Origin of the sequence: Sphingobacterium sp. UBA865 (assembly GCF_002295765.1) — a bacterium.
Lineage (GTDB): Bacteria > Bacteroidota > Bacteroidia > Sphingobacteriales > Sphingobacteriaceae > Sphingobacterium > Sphingobacterium multivorum.
Map to the genome: position 1 here is coordinate 177,932 of NZ_DBGB01000009.1, position 15,136 is coordinate 193,067.

Consider the following 15,136-nt stretch of genomic DNA (forward strand, 5'->3'; position numbering starts at 1 on the left):
TGGGTTTCTAAATTAACTAAGGTTGACCGGAGCACTGTCTTTTTCTGGAGCTTCTTTGAGAGCTAGTGGAATATAGTAACATGTAGTTTGCGCTCGTAGCGTTAGCGTATTAACGGAGAATTATACAATAAATAAAGATATATACATGAAGGTAGATTTAATGAAACAGCGTGGAATGAAATCTTTAGGGCTGGCACTTCTATTGCTGAGCACTCCAGCTATTTTTGCTCAAAATAAAGAAGCGATGGTTTCGTCAATTGTGCAGGAGGCAAATGCAAATTCACAATTGGAGAAGTATGCGTTTGAGCTTGTCGATATGATTGGCCCCCGTCTTGTCGGGAGTCCACAAATGCAACAGGCGCATGATTGGGTTGTCAAAAATTATAATGCGCTTGGCGCACAGGCCCGCAATGAGCCCTATGGTGAATGGCGTTCGTGGGAACGAGGAACTTCTCAGGTGACGATGACCTATCCCCGCATAAAATCTTTGGAAGGTACACAGTTGGCGTTCAGTCCCGTGACCAAGGAGAAAGGGGTTGAAGCCGAGGTTGTGGTAATGCCTTTATTTAGTTCCCCGTCTGATTTTCAGTCTTGGCTTAAGACAGTCAAAGGCAAGATCGTATTGATTGGAATGAATCCGCTTTCAGGACGGTCAGATGCCAACTGGAAGGAGTCAGCTTCCCCGAAAGGTTATGAAAAATATCAAGCCTTAAAAAATGATCAGTTGAAAAAATGGGAGAGTAGTATGTCCTATACGGGAAGCACGCGTCGGACATTGCCCTTGGCTTTGGAGAATGCTGGCGCCGTTGGTGCCATTGATTCCTATTGGACAGAGTTGCCTGGTATTACACGGATTTTTGATGCGAAGTCCAAACAGATTCCGGTATTTAACGTAGGGCTGGAAGATTACGGTCTGTTATACCGCATGGCAGAACATGGGGTCAAACCTCGGGTTTCGCTGCAGGGAAATTCAAAAGAGCTTGGAATATCAAAGACCTATAATAGTATCGCAGAGATCAAGGGAAAGGAAAAACCGGGCGAGTATGTTGTGCTTTCGGCGCATCTAGATTCGTGGGACGGCGCTTCGGGAGCGACAGACAATGCGACAGGAGTAATTACCATGATGGAGGCTGTCCGCATTTTAAGGAAGGTTTACCCGGATAATAAAAGAACGATTTTGGTCGGTAACTGGGGAAGTGAGGAGCAGGGGCTGAATGGCTCTTCAGCTTTTGTCGAAGATCATCCCGAGATCGCTAAAAATATACAGGTGGTATGGAATCAGGATAACGGCACAGGGCGAATTGTCCGGATAGGGGGCAGTGGTTTTGAAAAATCTTACGAATATATAAGCCGCTGGGTGCAATATTTGCCTGAAGAGTTCCGTAATGAAATCCAAACCAGTTTTCCAGGTATGCCGGGGACGGGGGGAAGCGACCATTCTTCTTTCGTTCAAAAAGGAATTCCGGCCTTTGGGCTCTCTTCCACATCCTGGGACTATGGTAAGGTGACCTGGCACACCAATCGGGATACCTATGATAAGATTGTGTTTGATGAAGTAAAACAAAACGCCATTATCGTTGCGATTTTGACTTACCTTGCCTGTGAAGAGCCTGCTTTGGTCTCCCGCGATAAGATCACATTGCCAATTGATAAAGATGGCAAGCCGACGGTATGGCCAACTAATCTACAGTCTAAAAGAACGAGTGGCAACTGATGATGAAACAGCTCATTTTTGTTGGTCTATTTTTGGTGTGCGCCCTACTCTCTAATGGACAGGTTTCATTTGCCAATTTAGAAAACTACAGAACCGAGTGGTTGATCCTCCGTGAAAATAATAATTCTCTGGTGGGGATCCGTAGTTTCGCGACAAATACTGTAAAATATTATTTAACGGTAGATCCTACTACACTGCAAACGCGTGTAGTAGGAGATCGATCGGTCAGCGTTCTGTACAACGATGCGGCTCAGGTTACAAAAAGTCTAAGTGGTTCGGTATACGAAAGCTGCTTCTCTTTAGTCAGAAAAACTGAAAACAACTTACAGGATGCGGGGCTGAATTTTAGGCTTCCCAAAGAGGCTGGTATTAATTTGACGATTGATCTATGTCCTTCACATAAACCTTTGGACAGGGCTATTTTTGAAGATCTTCTCGCTGCATTTAAGGGGATAGATCGCAGCCTGCCACTGGCCGTTTCTGTTTCGGGTAAATGGATGCTAAATCACGCCGCAGATCTAGCATGGCTAAAGTCATTGGATGCAAAGGGAGTAAAGATTACCTGGGTAAATCATACGTATGACCATGTTTTTACTAGTAATCCTTTAACATCCAATTTTTTGCTTTCCAAAAATACGAATCTAGGTTATGAAGTGTTGGAGAATGAAAAATTGATGCTGAAAAACGGTCTTCTGCCTTCGGTATTTTTTCGTTGTCCGGGCTTAGTTTCCGATCGGCGCATCATTGAGCAGCTATTGTCCTATGGTCTTATTGCGGTAGGCTCGGATGCCTGGTTGGCTAAAGGACAGCAGGCCAAAAACGGAAGTATTGTCCTGATTCATGGTAATGGGAATGAGGAAGTTGGGGTGCAGGATTTTATCCGATTGCTTCGGACAGAATCTCAGGCCATAAAAACAAAACACTGGACATTGTATAGTTTATCCGAAGGCCTGGATCAGGAGTAACATTAACCTGTACTAAATTGCATAAAAAAGGGCAGTCCAAATCTTTTTGGATAGCCCTTTTTGTGTTGTCTTGTTTTCCTGAGTTTATGACGGATTTTTGAGGTGCTGATTGAAGTAGTCCGCAATTTTTTCGTACATATGAATACGGTCTTTTCCCATTACATTGTGTTCATGAGTCGGGTATAGAAAATAATCTACTTGCTTTCCGGCTTTAATACAGGCTTCTAAAAACTCCATGCTGTTTTGTTGTACAACGACAGGGTCTTGTGCGCCGTGAATAATCAATAGTCTTCCTTTCAGTTGATCGGCTTTATTGAGGAGCGATGTCAATTTATAACCTTCCGGATTTTCTTGCGGCGTGTCCATGTAGCGTTCGCCGTACATCACCTCATAAAATTTCCAGTCGATTACAGGACCTCCAGCTACTGCAGCCTTGAAGATATCGTTATGATGGAGCATGAAGGAAGTTGTCATAAAACCACCGAAACTCCACCCGAAAATACCCATGCGTTGTTGGTCAACAAAAGATTTTGATTTTAGGAACTCAATTCCTTTCATCTGGTCGGCCATTTCATTTTGACCGAGGTTGCGATGCGTAGCAGTATAGAAATCACGGCCTCTGTAATTTGTGCCACGATTGTCCATGGTAAACACAATATATCCTTGTTGGGCCATATACATGTCAAAATAACCAGCGCCTCCTAGCCATTTGTTGGAAACCAGCTGCGAATGTGATCCGCCGTACAAATAGTACATGACGGGGTATTTTTTCGCAGGATCAAAATCGTTGGGATAAATGATGCGTCCTGTCAATGGGTATTTTCCATCTGCAGATGTCAACTGTACAAATTCTATTTTAGGATTATTTATTTTTCCGGCAAAAGGATTTTCTGCATTGACTAAGGTTGTTTCTTTAGCAGATTTTACTTCTTTGATCTGAACTTTATTTGGTGTTTTTAAATTGCTATATTGATCGTAGATGTACTTGCCATCGCCACTTAGCGCAGCATGGTGTATGCCGGATTCATTCGTTAATTGAACCGTTTTCCCTGATTTTAGATCGACTTCAAATAATTGGCGATCTAAACCGTTGTTGGTGACTCCGGTGTAACTTACTTTGTTGCCATCAGCCGAAAAGTCAAGCAATGACTCCATAACAATGTCTTTATAGCCTAATTTTTTGATCAAATTACCTTCCGTGTTATAGAGGTAAAGTTGATTATAGCCATCTTTATCGGATTGATAAAGGAATTGATCCGGTTTGTTTGGTAAAAATGTCAATGGGTTTTCTGGCTCAACCCAAGTTGTCGCAGTTTCTTCGAACAGGGTTTTGACGAAGGAACCGTTTTCTGCATTGTATTTGTTGACTTTAAGATCATTTTGCCCACGGTTAAGTACTCCGACGTAGATGTATTTACCAGAAGGATCCCAAGTAACCATGGTTAAATATTGCTCTGAATGCTCGCCGGTTTGAAGGGTTACCTTTTGACCAGTGGTGGTATTGTAAACGATCAAAGAAACTTCTTCTGATTTTTGGCCTGTCATGGGGTATTTGATCCATTTGATATCCGCAATTTTCGGACTCCATTGCGGTAACGGATAATTGGCAACCATCGTCTCGTCTTTGTGGTAGTACAGCAGTTTGTCATTTTGATTGTTCCACCACATTCCTTTCTTGATGCCAAATTCTTGACGGTGTGTATAATCGCTTCCATTGACAATTCCTTTGTCTGTATCGTTGGTTACAGCGGTAATTTTGCCGTTTTTGTCAACAATTGCGATGTTGTTGTCTACTAAATAGGCGATTTTTGAAAAATCCGAACTGATCTCGCGATTCGCTCCCTTGTTGTCATTACCGATAAAACTTTCAATATTTTTTGATTTAATATTGTAAGCTACTGTATAGGTTTTATCTTTTCCTTCAACTTGCAGTAATAGTGTATTTCCGTCGCGCCATTTGTAGTCGTAAGGAAATACGCGCAAATTAAATGTTTCGTTCGGAATAGCCGTTTTTAGTGCTTTTTCGAGGTCTGTTTTAGAAGCGAGATTTGTTTCGCTCCAGTTGCTGGAAGCGCTTTTGGATAATAGGTTCTGGTACGATTTATCGAGATAAGACAGGTTGTTTGATTTTGGGACCCAGGATGCTCCGGCAATCGATGTTGGAGCATAGGTTCGGGGTCCAAATACTGTTTCTTCTAAATTGAGGTTACGTTGTGCATAGCTGCTGATGGAGCTTGCCAACAAGAAGAATAGCGCAATTCTTTTCATTAAACTGTAATATTGTGTGAATATTAAACTCAACGGCATAAGTAAACCCATTTCAAGGGATATTTGCGCTTGATTGATCTACTCAGCTAGGCTTTGTAAGCTGCTGCGGTAGGAATTCGTAACACAAAGAACACATTACATTCCGTTTGTTTTTAAATTTTATAGGGCTAAATTAGGGAAATAGCCCTATAAAACCTAGTACAGAATTGTTGCTTTTCTAACTTAAATTGTTTGCTGTAGTCTTCTACTTCTTGCTGTTTAGCTATAGTTTACGTAACCAGATGTTTCTGAACTGGACTAAATCACCATGATCCTGTAGTATAATTGGGCCTGGGCCATGGCTTATCTGCTTCGGTAGTCCTATATATTCTGTCGTACCGTCGATTTGGGTGTTATTTTGCACAACGACTCCATTATGTAAAACCGTTACTGTTCCTTTAGCGGTCAATATTCCATCTTTACTGAATTGAGGAGCCTTATAAATAATATCATATACATGCCATTTGTCTGGTGCAATTACTTGCGCCAATGGCGGCCGTTGTTTATAAAGACTACCCGCTCCGCCATTGACATAAGTGGGGTTATTATCGTTGTCCAATACCTGGATTTCATAGTACCCCTGTAAGAAAATTCCACTGTTTCCTCTTCCTTGGCCTTCACCTTTGATCACTTCGGGGCTTTTCCATTCAACATGCAGTTGAAAATCGCTAAAGTGTTCGTTCGTCTCAATGGCTCCAGCTCCCGGTTTTACTTCGAGTACGTTGTTGGCTACAGTCCAATTGGCTTTTCCTTTTTCACTTTTCCACTTACTGAGATCCTTCCCGTCAAAAAGGACAATTGCATCGCTTGGAATACCATGATCGATCGTTAATGTAGGAGGGACAGGACTATAATATTCCGTGTCACTGGCTTTCATATTGGTTTGGGCCTGCAGTGCTGTGGCACCAAATAAGAGCGTTGTTGCTAGTGCTGATGATAAAAAAAAGTTCATCTGTTGGGTTTTTGGTATGGCTAAATATACAAATAATCCCATTTGTATGGAACAATTTCCTTAGGTTTGTACATGGCAACCATTTTACAAACAGTATCGCTGAAAGAAGCCCGATTCTATGCACCAATAGGTTACTATGAAGAAGAACAGGTGCTTGGCAATGAGTTTTTTGTTTCTATTGATGTATGTTTTCCCTTTTTGAATACGGAGACAGAGAACTTAAAAAATACGCTCAATTACGAAGAGCTCTATCAGATTACCGCTAGCGTTATGAAGCCTAAACGAAAATTGCTCGAATCTGCAGCTTCAGAAATACTAGATCAGATTAGGCTGCGGGTGGCCGATGCTGTGACGATCGAAGTGGTGATACGTAAATCGAACCCTCCCTTTGGTGGAGATCTTTCTTGCTCCCAAGTTGGCCTTAAATATTTCAAGGATTAAATTGAAACTGGATCAGCGATATGCTGGCTGAAAGATTTAGTTTTGCCAACTGTTATCTGATAGTCTTAAATTAATAGTATGAATATTTACGATCTTGTAATTGCCGATAAGGAAAGGATAGCTTTAGAAGATGTCTTCTTGGAAGAGGAGAGCCGTCAGAAGCTCCATCAGCTGATTAAAGAGCATCGTTATATTAAAGAGCTTTCACAATATGGTCTGCCGGTTAGCAATAAGATTTTACTGCACGGTTATTCTGGTTGCGGAAAAACAACAACGGCGAAAGCCTTGGCCACAGCGCTCGAAAAACCAATTTATGTGTTGAATCTGAGCAACCTCATTTCTTCTCGTATTGGTGAAACCTCGCAGCACATTAAACAGGTCTTCGATAAAGCTGGGCGTAAAAAAGCAGTTCTGTTTTTAGATGAATTCGATCAGATCGGAAAGGCGCGGATTAGTGAAGAAAAGGATGTGGGTGAAATGCGTCGTCTCGTGAATACCATTATACAGCTGATCGATTATTTTCCTGCTGAAGCGGTATTGATTGCAGCAACCAACCATCCCGAAATATTGGATACAGCCATTATCCGTCGGTTTCAGCTTCGTTTGGCGTTTGAGTTGCCGACAATGCTGCAGTTGGATGCATATTATGATAAATTATTTACGCCATTTCCACATTATGCTGATGTCGTACCTCGACGCTATGGGATCTCCTATGCAGAGGCTAAGGACTATATTTACGATGCTGTCAAATTCTTATTGATTGCTGCATTGGAACAGAATCAATCTTAATGATTTTTTTGAACGCTCCGCTTGAGATACTTAATAAAAATAGCGATTTCTGATAAACTGTTTTTCTCTTCTACGTGAGTCTGTTAGTTGAACGCTCCGCTTCAGATGTCTAATAAAAAATAACACCTTCTGATAAACTGTTTTGTCTCCTATACGTTAGTCTGTATATGGGGACAATTTATGATAGGGCGGGGCGTCGATGACAGATTGATCGCTAAGTCGCTAACAATAGTTTGTGAATGAGTCAAAATGGCATTTATTTTTATTTTAAAATGACATTTTGTCTTTTAAAAACTGCTGGTACGTAAATTGAATAATTCTCTTCAAATAGTTAGAACAAAAAAAGCTTAACAATAAAACAAAAAATTAGGAGGACAAAAAATGGCATTAATTAAATTCCCTACAAAAAGTTTAAACACTGATGCAGTAAATCCATTTGTAAACACTGTATTTGACAATTTATTCAATGATAACTTCATCTCAGATCGTTTGGTATCCCGTGTGCCGGCGGTCAATATATCGGAATCCGAAAAATCATTTAAAGTTGAAATGGCAGCGCCCGGATTGGATAAATCTGACTTTAAGATCAATGTAGATAAAAATCTAATTACGATTTCAGCTGAGAAAAAAGAGGAAAGTGTTAGTGAAGAAAAATTATACAGCAAAAAAGAATTCAATTACTCTTCGTTCTCAAGATCATTTACATTGCCAGAGACCGTAGATTACAGCAATATCGAGGCTGCCTATGAAGGTGGGATATTAATTTTGACTGTTGGCAAGAAAGAAGATGCAATCATTGCAAAACGTTTGATTGAAGTTAAATAATTCAGCAATACACAGGAAATAGTTCATTTTGGGAATGACCAAAAGATGAATAAAAGACAATAGTTTTTAGGTTTAGTTTATGTTTTAATCCCTCGGAGTTCCGTTTGTGTTCCGAGGGATTTTTCTTTTATAAGGATGGTCTTGACATGATGAAAAGACTATTCCGTTTCCGTATAGTTTTCAGATCGGGGAATTTTGGCGAGATAAGGCTCCATCTCTTCTGGTAATTTGGTTAATTTCCGCTTTTGAAGGTCCAGCCAGGCTCCATCGACGTTAACGGTACAGCACAAAACTCCGTCATTACGAAAAACCTGATGTATAAATGAAAAACGACTATTTGTTTTGTTGTATTTCGTCAGTTCTACTTTTACCTGTACATATTCATCCAAATGTACTTCTTTAAAATAGATAAGTTCTTCCCTGAACAAAATCGGACCGATATGAAATTCGGCAAATTTATCCAGTGAAAAGCCCATTTTGTTCAACATATTACTACGGGCCTGAGCGCATATGTCTGCGTAAGCAGAATGCCGCATATGTCTATTTGCGTCGATCTGCGCCCATATAATTTGACCTTGATAAAATATATTCTCCATATTCTTCAGCGATTAGTCTCTATTTTAATAACAATTTACATATTTTTAAATAAAGCTGTAACACTTTGTTTGTTTGCTATACTTATTACCTAAATATATTTAAAGAAAAATCGCTAGGTGAACCCATCGGAAATAGAATTTCTTCGACTGATTGACGAGAATAAAGGTATTCTCGTTAAGGTGAGCCGTATGTATATGGATGATCATGAGGGGCGGCAAGATCTGTATCAGGAAATCGTGTATCAGCTGTGGAAATCCTATGCGACATTTAAGCAACAGAGTAAATTTTCAACGTGGATGTACCGTGTTGCCCTCAATACCGCAATGGTATTCTTAAAAAAAGAAAAGAAGCATCAGATTTATGATGCGTTAGAGGAGCGACATGATTTTGCAGAAGAAGCTTACGATACCGATAAAGATGAGCAACTGAAAGTCTTTTACCAGGCCGTTCAAGAGCTCAATGCAATTGAAAAAGCCCTGATATTTTTGTTTTTGGAAGGTCAAAGTCATCGCGAGATTGCAGAGAATCTGGGTATATCGGAAGTCAACGCCCGCGTAAAATTAAACCGCACGAAGGAGCGAATTCAACAAATCATTAAAAAATACAAGTATGAATTTTGATGAGTTAAAGAAATCTTGGCAGGAACAGCCTACAGATGAGGATTTACAGAATCCAAATCTCAAATACTATAAGGAAGTTGGCAATATCATGGGCAAGTTGCGCAAGAATATCAAACGCGAGTTTATCTCCTGGGTCGTTTGTATGGGCTTTTTGTTTTTGGTGCCTATCTTGCCAATGTATAAGATTGAAGGTTATGCGGCATTTGCCTATTACTTTTTTATCGTACAGATATCATTATCAAGTCTTTTATATTACCGGAGGTTCTTTTATTTGGTAAAGAGCACGAAAAAGATCGAGTTGTTGGCTTCTAAAGAACACTTGCTCAAGTTGTATTACGATTTGAAGTATGCCGTAGAGACTTATCGTATTGCGGCCTATGTGATGATTCCACAAGCTTTGTTTCTATATCTTATTATGATAGCACAGAATAAGACAACGGTGTGGTTTGATCGGTTGTACCATTTCAAGGAAACTTTCCAAGAGGAACCGAACTTTATTGTATGGATGATTCTTTCGGCAATTGTGTCTATCGTCCTTGTTGTTGGCCTGACAGAAATTATGATTCGTTGCTACTACAGTAGGTATATCACGGAGATCAAGGAGAAATTGGATCAAATGGAAACGGAATAGAGCGACCATATGAAATATCTACTTTGTTTTACAGGAGTTCGTGTTTATAGCGCGAGGATATTTCGTATATTGTTATCGAAAATCATTGTCCATTATGTATAATCCGACAAAGAAGTTACAGCGCAGTTCTCAGATCTTAAGTATATTGGCCAAATATGGTTTTAAAGATGCAATCGCTCGATTGCCGTGGAAAGGACCCAGATCAGCCGTAGAACATCCTATTGATGTCGATGAGATCAGTGTTTATGCCCGTATTCGCATGGCTCTTGAGGAGCTCGGTCCGGCTTTTATCAAGCTTGGACAATCGGCTTCGACGCGAGAGGGGTTGTTGCCCAAAGATCTCGTAGATGAACTTAAGCGCCTTGAGGATAATGTTCCCCCTTTTGAAGTGGATATTAAATCTTATCTCAAAGAAGAACTTGAGCTGGATATTGATGGGCATTTCCAGGAGATTGCTGCGGAACCTTTTGCTGCGGCTTCTATTGCACAGGTATATCGTGCAACCTTAAAAGATGGAACCCAAACGGTTTTAAAAGTCAGGCGTCCCGGCATCGATGAGGTTATGCGCTGTGATCTGGCGCTCATGCGTGATATTGCCAAAATCCTAACCATGTACAATGACGTACTGGAAAACCTTAATCTGCTGCTGATTGTTGAATCTTTCGCTACGACCATGCAGGAAGAAATGTCTCTGGTGATTGAGCGGCATAACATCGAACGCTTCACAAAGAACTTTAAAGGAAATAAACTGATCAAGGTACCCCGTGTTTATCCTGAACTCTCGTCGGACCATGTTCTTTGCATGGAATATCTCGATGGTTTCAAGGTAACTGATGCCGATGAAATTAAGCGCCGGGGAATGGATGTCCAAACGCTGGTAAAAAATGGGATCAATTTATACCTTGAGCAAGTGATTATTCATGGTTTCTTTCATGGTGATCCGCATCCCGGCAATATGATGGTGATGCCGGATGGACGGATTGCTTTTTTGGATTTTGGAAATATGGGTAAATTATTGGGAATAGACCGTAGGCAGCTTGAAGAGTTTATTCAATCGGCTATTTCCGAAGATGCTGTCCGTTTGGCCGATGTGATTGAAGACGTTGCCGTAGTGAGCCATATTCCGGATCGTAACCGGCTTGAAAGATCCCTATATGAGATTTTCGATATGATTGATAATGTGTCTCTCGGGGATCTGAGTTTAGATTTATTGTTCAATAAACTGTGGAACATTATTGGCGACAACCGCTTGTATTTTCCGGAATATATCTATCAGTTAATGCGGGGTATTTCGTTGATGGAAGGTATTGGACGGCAGTTATATCCCGATCTCAATATTATGGAAAGTATCAAGCCTTTTGCACGAAGGATTATGATGGAGCGGCTCTCTCCAGAGGCAATCTTCAAAAAAGGAAAACATAAAGTTGAATCTTTTGCACGTGATGTCGAAAAACTCCCCGAAGATATGCGCGCCCTTGTGCGTTTATTTCGAACAGGAAATTTTACACTCAACCATCGTCTAATCAGTGCGCGATCTTTTAATGCCATTTTACGCAAAGGGGTCAATCGTATTGTCATCGGTATTATGTTTATGTCACTCAATTTACTGGGCGGAATGATTATCGTTGCAAGGGTAGAACCGCAGTGGTGGGGAATTCCCATTTTTGCCTGGATATGCCTAGGCTCAGCATGGGTCTTTGCGGTATATTTATTTATCGCGATGATTCGGGCAAAAGACAACGATTAGCGAGATCTAGCACACATTTTCAGCGACGATGATGGGCTATGGATATATACACACTATAAAATAGAAAACAAAAAAATATGGAAATCAATCTAAATGGGAAAAGGGCGTTGATCGGGGCGAGTTCTGCGGGTATAGGTGCAGGTATTGCCCAAGTGCTTGCCTCATGTGGCGTATCTGTAACATTGGCTTCCCGACAGGAGGAAAAGCTACAACGTACCTGTGAAGGTCTTGATACCTCCAAAGGACAGGTACACCAATATATCGTGGTGGACTACAATGATCACGAAGCATACAAAAAGCAGATAACACATTATTTTGAGTCGAATAAGGTTGATATTTTAATCAACAATTCGAATGGGCCGCAAGCAGGAACCATAGACAAAAAAAATTTGGCGGATTACCAGCATGCTTTTGAACTCTTATTTCAAAATCACTGTTACACGACCTCATGTGCGCTGCCTTATATGTTGGCAAATCGATACGGACGTATTATTAATGTGTCTTCTTCAACTGTGAAAGAACCGGTATCTAATTTAGTGTTGTCTAATACGATCCGTACAGCATTGCTTAGCTGGAGTAAATCGCTGGCAACGGATGTCGCTAAAGAAGGGGTGACGGTCAATAGCATCTTGACAGGCCTATTTGATACGGACCGTATCCAGTCGCTAACCAACCTTGACGCTCAACGTATGGGTATATCCTACGAGGAAGCGCTACAATTGCGGTTAAAACAGGTTCCTGCGCAGCGTCTGGGTAAACCTGAAGAATACGGTTATCTCGTCGCTTTCCTTTGCTCCGAATATGCAAGTTATCTGACTGGAGCCAATATTCCTCTGGACGGCGGGATGTTAAAAGGCTTATAAAAAATGAGCTGCTCAATTACGTCAGGTCAAAGCCCTTGATTTGAGCATTCCATAGCTGATTGCTGTAGCCAGAACTCGGTGTAAAATTGCATAAAAAGGGGTGTCCAATCCGTTTGGACACCCCTTAATGTTAGTGTGATTTATTATTTTCAATTAGTTCAACACCAATTCGGTGTTGACAATGATGTCGACATCAGAAGCAACCGCTTCTACACCTGAAGGTAATTTATCATTGTATTTCATGCCGAAATCCTGACGGTTAATTTTTGTTTTAGCTGTAAATCCAGCACGTGTTTTTCCCCAAGGATCCGTAATGATTCCACCGTTTTGTGTTACCTCGAAAGTTACTTTTTTCGTTACATCACGGATCGTCAGATCCGCTATCATCACATATTTTCCTTTTACTTTCGCATTTTTAAAACTGATAGACTTTAATGTCATTTTAGGGAATTTTTCCGCAGCAAAAAAATCATCGGTCTTCAAGTGGTTGTCACGTGCAGCAATGCGCGTATCGATACTGTTGACGTCGATAGCGAAATTAACTTTGGCATTATTGAAACTTGTTCCTGTTGGGGTTTCAACTGTTCCTTCTACCTTAGTAAATTCACCATCAACAAAGCTGATACCAAGGTGTTTTACATCAAATCTTGCGTTGGTATGTGCAGGGTCTGCAGACCATTTTACTTGTGCCACAGCAACATTAACCATTAATACTGCTACTGCCAGAATTTGGAAAAATTTATTCATCTTATTTTCTTTTTTTATTTATCTAACCTTCAAAAGTTCAAATTGTTTGTTTGAACAAGCTTCTGCAAAGGTGGGATAAACAGACAAAGAAAAAATTGATGTAGGTCAAGAATTTCGATTCGGCTTTAAGATCTGCCTTTTTAGGCGGCTAAGAAACTCCTGCGTAACACCAAGATAGGAGGCTAATTGCATATTGGAGATCCTCGGATAGATTTTAGGGTACCTTTTGATGAAATCCAGATAGCGTTCCTGTGCAGTGAAACCTATGCTCGAGATAATACGGTGCTGCGATGCGATTTGCGCACGTTGTGCCATAATCCTGGAGAGTTTCTCGAAGATGGGATGATCTTCGTAAAGTTTGTCCTTAGCCTTTTTTGAAAGGGTCAGGACGACGGAGTTTTCCAGGGCCTGAATGTTTTGGAGGGCCGGCTCCTGATAATTGAAGCTGGCAATATCACCGATCCACCAATCTTCAATTGCAAACTGTAGGATATGTTCAATCCCATCGGCGGTGACATAGAATGATTTAAATAAACCGCTGATTACGTATGCTTCATGGTGGCATACCTCGCCTGCCCGGAGAAAGTATTCTTTTTTCTTTATTTTCCGTACCTGATAACGTGAGACGATGTCATTTAGTTCTTCCTCAGTGACATCAATACGCTGTTTTACAAATTCCCTGAATTGTTCCATTTGGCTGTAAAATACGAATTTTTTGCCATGCTAATTGAATAAGTTGTCCAATTCCTATCAATTCTAAGGTAAAATAATTCAGTTGCAGGGGATTTCTTGCATTCAATTTTGTCAACACGGTGATAAAATCTACATCTTGGTGTAATATTTGATCGGATATTCGCAAAATTCAGATAGTTTGATCAATAATTGGTATCTTTTGTCAGATTTAAAATATTTGAATTGCTATAACTATAAAAGTGTCTCATGAAGTTTGTCGCCCCCAACACCCTTGAAAATGATAAGGTCGTATTACGCATCATCGAACCAACGGATTTTGATACGCTGTATCAGGTTGCCAAAGATCCCCTGATCTGGGAACAGCATCCCAATAAGGATCGCTGGAAGGAAGAGGTTTTTCAGGGATTTTTTGAAGGGGCCTTGGAAAGTAAGGCTGCTTATTTGATCCTGGATAAGGAAAGTGGAGCCTGCATTGGGAGCACCCGGTACTATGGACTTGATGAGGCGGAAAAATCTATTTTTGCTGGATATACGTTTTATGCCCGTGCGTATTGGGGGGCAGGAATTAATCCCTTGGTCAAAGAGATGATGTTTGACTTTGCCTTCAACTTTGTGGATCGAATCTATCTGCATGTGGGGGCAGAAAACTATCGTTCTCAGAAGGCCGTGGAACGTTTGGGCGCTATTAAAGTGGCCGAAAAGATGGTCAGCTATGTAAATGAGCCAGAACGTAAAAATTTTGAATACGCATTGGAAAAATCCGCTTGGCGGCGGATCAAGAGATAAAGCCTTATTATCCCTTGATGCCGCTAAGTATACTGCCGATAATGACGGTTAATACAATCAATGTAATGATGATATAAAGTCTGTCCTTTTCGATTACAAAACCAAACAGTGAACCAATCACCCGTACAATAGGTGTACAAATCAATAAAAGAACACCCAGCTGTATAACTTGGGGAATATTTCGGCTAAATGCCCCCGAAATAATTCCAGTAATTGTTGTATTGGAATTCCCTTCACCGACAAAATCTCGATAATTCGGTACGGTGTCCTGTCCATGAACAATCAGGTAGAAGATACCGCCGAGAATAAGAATAGAGGAAGCCAATATAACGCCTATTCTTAAAATTTGTCCTACCAACAGTGAGATGTCTTTGTCTCCCCAATAGTGTTTCGAAAATACTTGTTTCATTTTGAGTAATTAGGTCCTTCATTGTCTAGCGGAAGGACGTTACAAACTTA

General features: G+C 40.7%; 16 protein-coding genes. 10 read left to right on the plus strand and 6 right to left on the minus strand.

Annotated features, from left to right (window positions below; all coding sequences use genetic code 11):
• Positions 1 to 145: 145 nt before the first annotated feature.
• Both B2O97_RS03595 and B2O97_RS03600 read left to right on the plus strand, forming a co-directional pair.
• Positions 146 to 1,714 carry a M20/M25/M40 family metallo-hydrolase gene (locus B2O97_RS03595; protein ID WP_112375533.1) on the plus strand — a complete coding sequence of 523 codons (1,569 nt, stop codon included), beginning with the start codon at positions 146 to 148 and terminating at the stop codon, positions 1,712 to 1,714.
• Positions 1,714 to 2,679: a polysaccharide deacetylase family protein gene (locus tag B2O97_RS03600; RefSeq protein WP_286766943.1), complete on the plus strand. Its 966-nt coding sequence runs from the start codon at positions 1,714 to 1,716 to the stop codon at positions 2,677 to 2,679. Before B2O97_RS03595 ends, B2O97_RS03600 begins: the two co-directional genes overlap by 1 nt.
• An 84-nt stretch (positions 2,680 to 2,763) precedes the next feature.
• On the opposite strand, the gene B2O97_RS03605 is transcribed toward B2O97_RS03600, so the two are convergent.
• The gene (locus B2O97_RS03605) at positions 2,764 to 4,947 is read right to left on the minus strand and encodes a S9 family peptidase (protein WP_286766944.1); all 2,184 of its coding nucleotides are present in this window, start codon (positions 4,945 to 4,947) and stop codon (positions 2,764 to 2,766) included.
• A gap of 262 nt (positions 4,948 to 5,209) precedes the next feature.
• Positions 5,210 to 5,938, minus strand: a complete 729-nt coding sequence (locus B2O97_RS03610) for a 3-keto-disaccharide hydrolase (RefSeq protein WP_286766945.1) — start codon at positions 5,936 to 5,938, stop codon at positions 5,210 to 5,212.
• A 72-nt stretch (positions 5,939 to 6,010) separates the two neighbouring features.
• Between B2O97_RS03610 and B2O97_RS03615 the strand changes: the two genes are divergently transcribed.
• From B2O97_RS03615 to B2O97_RS03625, 3 genes are all read left to right on the plus strand, one after another.
• The gene (locus B2O97_RS03615) at positions 6,011 to 6,379 is read left to right on the plus strand and encodes a dihydroneopterin aldolase (protein ID WP_286766946.1); all 369 of its coding nucleotides are present in this window, start codon (positions 6,011 to 6,013) and stop codon (positions 6,377 to 6,379) included.
• A 78-nt stretch (positions 6,380 to 6,457) separates the two neighbouring features.
• Positions 6,458 to 7,168 (plus strand): AAA family ATPase, encoded by a 711-nt coding sequence (locus B2O97_RS03620; RefSeq protein WP_286766947.1) that lies wholly within the window; start codon positions 6,458 to 6,460, stop codon positions 7,166 to 7,168.
• A gap of 381 nt (positions 7,169 to 7,549) precedes the next feature.
• A complete protein-coding gene (locus B2O97_RS03625; protein WP_075994089.1) occupies positions 7,550 to 7,993 on the plus strand; it encodes an Hsp20/alpha crystallin family protein in 444 nt (147 codons plus the stop codon).
• 158 nt (positions 7,994 to 8,151) lie between these two features.
• Here B2O97_RS03625 and B2O97_RS03630 read toward each other — a convergent pair whose 3' ends face one another.
• Positions 8,152 to 8,589: an acyl-CoA thioesterase gene (locus B2O97_RS03630; RefSeq protein WP_145328322.1), complete on the minus strand. Its 438-nt coding sequence runs from the start codon at positions 8,587 to 8,589 to the stop codon at positions 8,152 to 8,154.
• Positions 8,590 to 8,706: 117 nt separating this feature from the next.
• Here B2O97_RS03630 and B2O97_RS03635 point away from each other — a divergent pair, with 117 nt between their 5' ends.
• From B2O97_RS03635 to B2O97_RS03650, 4 genes are all read left to right on the plus strand, one after another.
• Entirely contained in the window at positions 8,707 to 9,210 is a 504-nt protein-coding gene (locus B2O97_RS03635; protein WP_075994087.1) for an RNA polymerase sigma factor, read from the plus strand.
• Positions 9,200 to 9,841 (plus strand): hypothetical protein, encoded by a 642-nt coding sequence (locus B2O97_RS03640; protein ID WP_088162869.1) that lies wholly within the window; start codon positions 9,200 to 9,202, stop codon positions 9,839 to 9,841. The genes B2O97_RS03635 and B2O97_RS03640 overlap by 11 nt, the downstream gene beginning before the upstream one ends.
• A 94-nt stretch (positions 9,842 to 9,935) precedes the next feature.
• Positions 9,936 to 11,588: an ABC1 kinase family protein gene (locus tag B2O97_RS03645; protein ID WP_286766948.1), complete on the plus strand. Its 1,653-nt coding sequence runs from the start codon at positions 9,936 to 9,938 to the stop codon at positions 11,586 to 11,588.
• A gap of 77 nt (positions 11,589 to 11,665) precedes the next feature.
• Positions 11,666 to 12,451: an SDR family oxidoreductase gene (locus B2O97_RS03650; protein WP_286766949.1), complete on the plus strand. Its 786-nt coding sequence runs from the start codon at positions 11,666 to 11,668 to the stop codon at positions 12,449 to 12,451.
• A gap of 153 nt (positions 12,452 to 12,604) precedes the next feature.
• Here B2O97_RS03650 and B2O97_RS03655 read toward each other — a convergent pair whose 3' ends face one another.
• On the minus strand, positions 12,605 to 13,198 hold the full coding sequence (locus tag B2O97_RS03655; protein ID WP_070562880.1) for a YceI family protein: 594 nt from the start codon (positions 13,196 to 13,198) through the stop codon (positions 12,605 to 12,607).
• A 105-nt stretch (positions 13,199 to 13,303) separates the two neighbouring features.
• The gene (locus B2O97_RS03660; protein WP_070562877.1) at positions 13,304 to 13,891 is read right to left on the minus strand and encodes a Crp/Fnr family transcriptional regulator; all 588 of its coding nucleotides are present in this window, start codon (positions 13,889 to 13,891) and stop codon (positions 13,304 to 13,306) included.
• 246 nt (positions 13,892 to 14,137) lie between these two features.
• Here B2O97_RS03660 and B2O97_RS03665 point away from each other — a divergent pair, with 246 nt between their 5' ends.
• Entirely contained in the window at positions 14,138 to 14,677 is a 540-nt protein-coding gene (locus B2O97_RS03665; protein ID WP_286766950.1) for a GNAT family N-acetyltransferase, read from the plus strand.
• Between the two features lie 7 nt (positions 14,678 to 14,684).
• On the opposite strand, the gene B2O97_RS03670 is transcribed toward B2O97_RS03665, so the two are convergent.
• Positions 14,685 to 15,086 carry a DUF1634 domain-containing protein gene (locus B2O97_RS03670; RefSeq protein ID WP_070562870.1) on the minus strand — a complete coding sequence of 134 codons (402 nt, stop codon included), beginning with the start codon at positions 15,084 to 15,086 and terminating at the stop codon, positions 14,685 to 14,687.
• Between the last annotated feature and the right edge of the window lie 50 nt (positions 15,087 to 15,136).

Bases quoted from the DNA above. Each gene is read 5' to 3' on its own strand.
- B2O97_RS03595 (WP_112375533.1), top strand. From the start codon at position 146: ATGAAGGTAGATTTAATGAAACAGCGTGGAATGAAATCTTTAGGGCTG.
- B2O97_RS03600 (WP_286766943.1), top strand. From the start codon at position 1,714: ATGATGAAACAGCTCATTTTTGTTGGTCTATTTTTGGTGTGCGCCCTA.
- B2O97_RS03605 (WP_286766944.1), bottom strand. From the start codon at position 4,947: ATGAAAAGAATTGCGCTATTCTTCTTGTTGGCAAGCTCCATCAGCAGC.
- B2O97_RS03610 (WP_286766945.1), bottom strand. From the start codon at position 5,938: ATGAACTTTTTTTTATCATCAGCACTAGCAACAACGCTCTTATTTGGT.
- B2O97_RS03615 (WP_286766946.1), top strand. From the start codon at position 6,011: ATGGCAACCATTTTACAAACAGTATCGCTGAAAGAAGCCCGATTCTAT.
- B2O97_RS03620 (WP_286766947.1), top strand. From the start codon at position 6,458: ATGAATATTTACGATCTTGTAATTGCCGATAAGGAAAGGATAGCTTTA.
- B2O97_RS03625 (WP_075994089.1), top strand. From the start codon at position 7,550: ATGGCATTAATTAAATTCCCTACAAAAAGTTTAAACACTGATGCAGTA.
- B2O97_RS03630 (WP_145328322.1), bottom strand. From the start codon at position 8,589: ATGGAGAATATATTTTATCAAGGTCAAATTATATGGGCGCAGATCGAC.
- B2O97_RS03640 (WP_088162869.1), top strand. From the start codon at position 9,200: ATGAATTTTGATGAGTTAAAGAAATCTTGGCAGGAACAGCCTACAGAT.
- B2O97_RS03645 (WP_286766948.1), top strand. From the start codon at position 9,936: ATGTATAATCCGACAAAGAAGTTACAGCGCAGTTCTCAGATCTTAAGT.
- B2O97_RS03650 (WP_286766949.1), top strand. From the start codon at position 11,666: ATGGAAATCAATCTAAATGGGAAAAGGGCGTTGATCGGGGCGAGTTCT.
- B2O97_RS03655 (WP_070562880.1), bottom strand. From the start codon at position 13,198: ATGAATAAATTTTTCCAAATTCTGGCAGTAGCAGTATTAATGGTTAAT.
- B2O97_RS03660 (WP_070562877.1), bottom strand. From the start codon at position 13,891: ATGGAACAATTCAGGGAATTTGTAAAACAGCGTATTGATGTCACTGAG.
- B2O97_RS03665 (WP_286766950.1), top strand. From the start codon at position 14,138: ATGAAGTTTGTCGCCCCCAACACCCTTGAAAATGATAAGGTCGTATTA.
- B2O97_RS03670 (WP_070562870.1), bottom strand. From the start codon at position 15,086: ATGAAACAAGTATTTTCGAAACACTATTGGGGAGACAAAGACATCTCA.